At 70.9% G+C, this 3403-nt stretch carries 4 protein-coding genes and 1 pseudogene; all 5 read right to left on the bottom strand.

Features of this window, described 5'->3' with window-relative positions; translation table 11 throughout:
* Window positions 1–227, bottom strand: a 227-nt coding sequence (locus tag IO39_RS58720) for a type I-E CRISPR-associated protein Cas6/Cse3/CasE (RefSeq protein WP_043641380.1), incomplete at its 3' end; no start/stop codon positions are given.
* Between the two features lie 5 nt (window positions 228–232).
* A complete protein-coding gene (cas5e, locus tag IO39_RS50025) occupies window positions 233–1024 on the bottom strand; it encodes a type I-E CRISPR-associated protein Cas5/CasD (protein WP_043641382.1) in 792 nt (263 codons plus the stop codon).
* A 235-nt stretch (window positions 1025–1259) separates the two neighbouring features.
* Window positions 1260–2159 (bottom strand): annotated as a pseudogene (gene cas7e / locus IO39_RS59850) (type I-E CRISPR-associated protein Cas7/Cse4/CasC); the annotation flags it as partial.
* A gap of 43 nt (window positions 2160–2202) precedes the next feature.
* Entirely contained in the window at window positions 2203–2820 is a 618-nt protein-coding gene (casB, locus tag IO39_RS50035) for a type I-E CRISPR-associated protein Cse2/CasB (RefSeq protein ID WP_052424391.1), read from the bottom strand.
* A gap of 27 nt (window positions 2821–2847) precedes the next feature.
* Window positions 2848–3403, bottom strand: a 556-nt coding sequence (locus tag IO39_RS50040) for a type I-E CRISPR-associated protein Cse1/CasA (protein ID WP_157549968.1), incomplete at its 5' end; no start/stop codon positions are given.

Genomic DNA, 3403 nt, shown 5'->3' on the forward strand with positions numbered 1-3403 from the left:
CAGCCGGCCTGTTCGATGAGGTGGCTCCAGTCCGGCCGGGTGGCGGTGAGCACGAACAGCATCGGCCGGCGGGGGTCGTCGGCGTCCAGCCGCCACAGGATGCGCTGCTCGGTGGGCGCGTCGGGGACGCCGTACAGGACGGCGCCGTGCATGGCGTGCGGGCTGGCCAGCAGCAGCCGGCTCTTCTCGCGCAGCGGGTTGATTCTGATGCGGGACAGGTAGGTCATGTCTCTCACCAGCCCAGGAGGGCGAACGGGTCGTGGCCTTGCGGCGGCTCGGGCGTGGTGCGGGCGCCGGTGAACCCGGTCGGCAGAGTGATCCACTGGTGGCTGATGCGGCGGCTGGTGAAGCGGCGCTCGCGCGGGGCAAAGGAGCGCGGGACGTCGGTGGCGGACTCTTCCCCGTCGGGGTCGTCGATGGTGGCGGGCAGGCGAACGGTGGCGGGGCGGCCCCAGTCGCGGGCGTGAACCTGCTTGGCGGTGTCGGTGGCCTGCCAGGGCGTGGTGTGCAGCACCTGGAGCAGGGGCTGCGGGTGGACGGCCAGGTAGATCGGCTGGGTGGGGACGCAGGAGCGGCGTCCCAGCGCGAGGGGGAAGGCGGGCCGCTGGACCGCCTCGGCCAGTGCCTCCACCAGCGGCAGGGGGCCGTGCAGGGCGGCGAGGAAGACCGCGTCCTGCAGGTAGAAGCGCTGGGTGATGTGCGTATGTTTGGCGGGCGAGGTGGGCTTCTGCACGCCTTTGGCGGACACGCCGGCCTGCGGGAGAGGCCGTCCGCGGTAGTCGCTGACGGTGTGGTAGTCGCGCAGCAGGCTGCCAGGCTGGTCGACGCGGACGCCGAGGTGGAGACCGAGCAGGTCGTCCAGTGGTTGTTCGCGGGTTCGGCCGGAGGCGGCGGCGAGCAGCCCCAGCACACCGGACTTGGTGGGTTCGGGGCGGGTTTCGCGTCGGTTGAAGACGCTGCGGTCGCCCCAGGACTGCAGCGGGCCGGCCAGCCGCAGGACCAGCGTGGCAGTGGTGGTGGTCATCGGGTCTGCTCGATCCGCTCGGCCAGACAGGCGTGCACGCCGGTGAGCAGGTCGGGGAAGGAGGTGTTGGGGCCGAAGATCGTGGTGAGGCGTTCGCCGGCGTGCCGGTCCGGATCGAAGGTGTGGCAGACGGCGACGTGGGCGGGTGTGTCCCCCCATTGGCGGGTCGCGCGACGGCCAGCCGGACGGCCGAGTCGGCGGCCAGGCCTTCGCCCTCCTCCTGCGGTGTGAGTGGTTTTTCGAAGGCGGAGACCAGGTTGACCGGCTGGTCCTCACGGACCACCACGGCGAGCAGGCTGGGCAGCGTGCGGTGGGCGAAGGAGTTCTGGTGCCCCGAAGGGATGGAGCGGGCGAAATGCTCGATGAAGGCATCGACGGCGTCCAGGGCGGCCGCGCGGTCGCCGAGGTTGCCGATCAGGGCGGGCACGTTGACGGTGGCGTAGCGGTACAGGGTGGCGGAGTTGAAACCGATGGTGCCGATCATGCCGGCGCCGGTCTCCTCCTTGAGGTTCTCGTCGTCGACCGCAGTGTAGTAATCGAATTCCAGGTCCACGGCGTGGGTGGAGAGCGCGTGCGCAACCTGGACGGCGGCGTCGACGTTGAGGGCGGGGATGTCGGCGACCATCCGTCCGAACATGGCCACGTCCATCGGGTGGCCCTGCTGGAGCTGCTCGGCGACGGGCACGTCTTTGACGGCCTTGGCCAGTTCCTCATCTGCCAGGGCGGTCAGGTCGCTGGCCTGATCGGCGACCAGGTCGATGATGTCCTCGAGTTGGCGGTAGCCGAAGAACAGCAGGTAGGCGGTGTCGCCGGCCTTCTTGCCGGGTTTGATGCCGAGCGGCTGGAGCAGCGCGGTGGCCAGGCGAGTGGCCTGCTCGGTCTCGAGTCCGGTACGGCCGGCCAGCCGTTCGGCGAGCTCGGCGGCGATCCGCTTGGTCCGGGTGGCGTGATCCAGTTTCGGGGTGTGCTCGGCGAAGCGGGTGCGGGTGGCGCGCTTCCACGCCTGTGAGGACACGCGGGCCCGGCGGTGCCCGCCGAAGTAGGCCTCCTTGGGGTTGCCTTGATCGTCGCGGTTGAGGTTCGCGGGCGGGACGGTCTGGATGATGTGCACGTCGACATAGAGGCGCTGGGCCATGGGAAGCTCCCTAGGTGATCAGGGGGTGAAGGCGGACTGCTGCTTACTCGGCGGGGGTGGGCGTCGGGGCGGCGGGCGGCTGTGGGGGCGGTTGCCAGCCGTAGTAGTCCAGGCCCAGGCGGCGGCGGGCCAGTTGCCGGGTGTCGGGGCGCTGCCAGGAGCGGATATCGCGCATGAGCAGGTCGTAGTCCAGGGGCGCGCCGACCGTGCGAAGCTGGGAGATCAGGCCGCGCAGGTGGGTGAGGAAGGCTTCGACCTGCGTGGCCGAGGCAGCGGCGTTGACCCGGCGGTCTACCGCCTCCCGGGTGAATCCCTTGTCGCCCTCGGATTGCTGGTGCAGGCGTCGCAGCGCTTGGCCGAGCCGGACGCCGGGGCGGTGCATCGGGTCGGCGCGGGACTGCTGGTGCAGCCCGTACAGGGCGAGGGCGGCGTGCTCGGCCACCAGCTCATGCGAGACCTTGCCCTGACGGGCCAGGTGGTCGTCGATGGGTGAGGTGTAGTGCGGCCACAGGGCGGGCACCGTCCCCGCGGGGCGGCCCAGCCCGGCGCGGAACGCGGCCAGGTCCTCTCCTGGCGGCGGCCCCGGTTGAGGGCGCCAGGTGCCGTCCGCGGCCACACGCTGGGCCCAGTACCGCAGGATGCGATCGTTGGCAGAGTTCATCGAAGGATCCTCATTTCGGGGGGTCTGTCACGCGGAGAGGTCCTCACCGCCGGCGTCCGGCTGATCACGCGTGGACTGCGCCCAGCGGGGCAAGGCGTCGCGGAGCCGCCGGCGGAAGTTCTGCTCAGCCGAAGCCAGCCGGTACACGTACTCCGTCTTGTCCTTTTTGATTACCCGGCCGGCGAACTCGCTGCCGGTGGCGATGGCCAGCAGCCGGTCCGCCACGTCCTGCGTCAGCCGGTAGGCGAGAATCTCCCACCTGGTCCGGCCCTGCTCCAGCAGGCCGGGATCGTCCGCGCTGGCCCGTACGCCGATCAGGAAGCGCCGCACGAGCGGGTCGAGAGCGTGCAGCACGAACTCGCCAGGGCGCTGCCCCCTGTTCCACGGGATCGGGTCGGCTCCCCGCGCCCGACGCAGGTCGGCCGACAGGTCGTTCACCGCCCGTGCCAACTCCTCGGCCTGCTCGCTCACCTCGACCAGGGTGAGGTAGGTCTCGCTCTCCTTGCGCAGCCCGACGATCGGCAGCGGGATCGCATCCGACAGCACGTCCTCCACGACCGCGGACTGGGTGCCGTAGACAATG

Origin of the sequence: Nonomuraea candida, assembly GCF_000725485.1 — a bacterium.
GTDB classification, from domain to species: domain Bacteria; phylum Actinomycetota; class Actinomycetes; order Streptosporangiales; family Streptosporangiaceae; genus Nonomuraea; species Nonomuraea candida.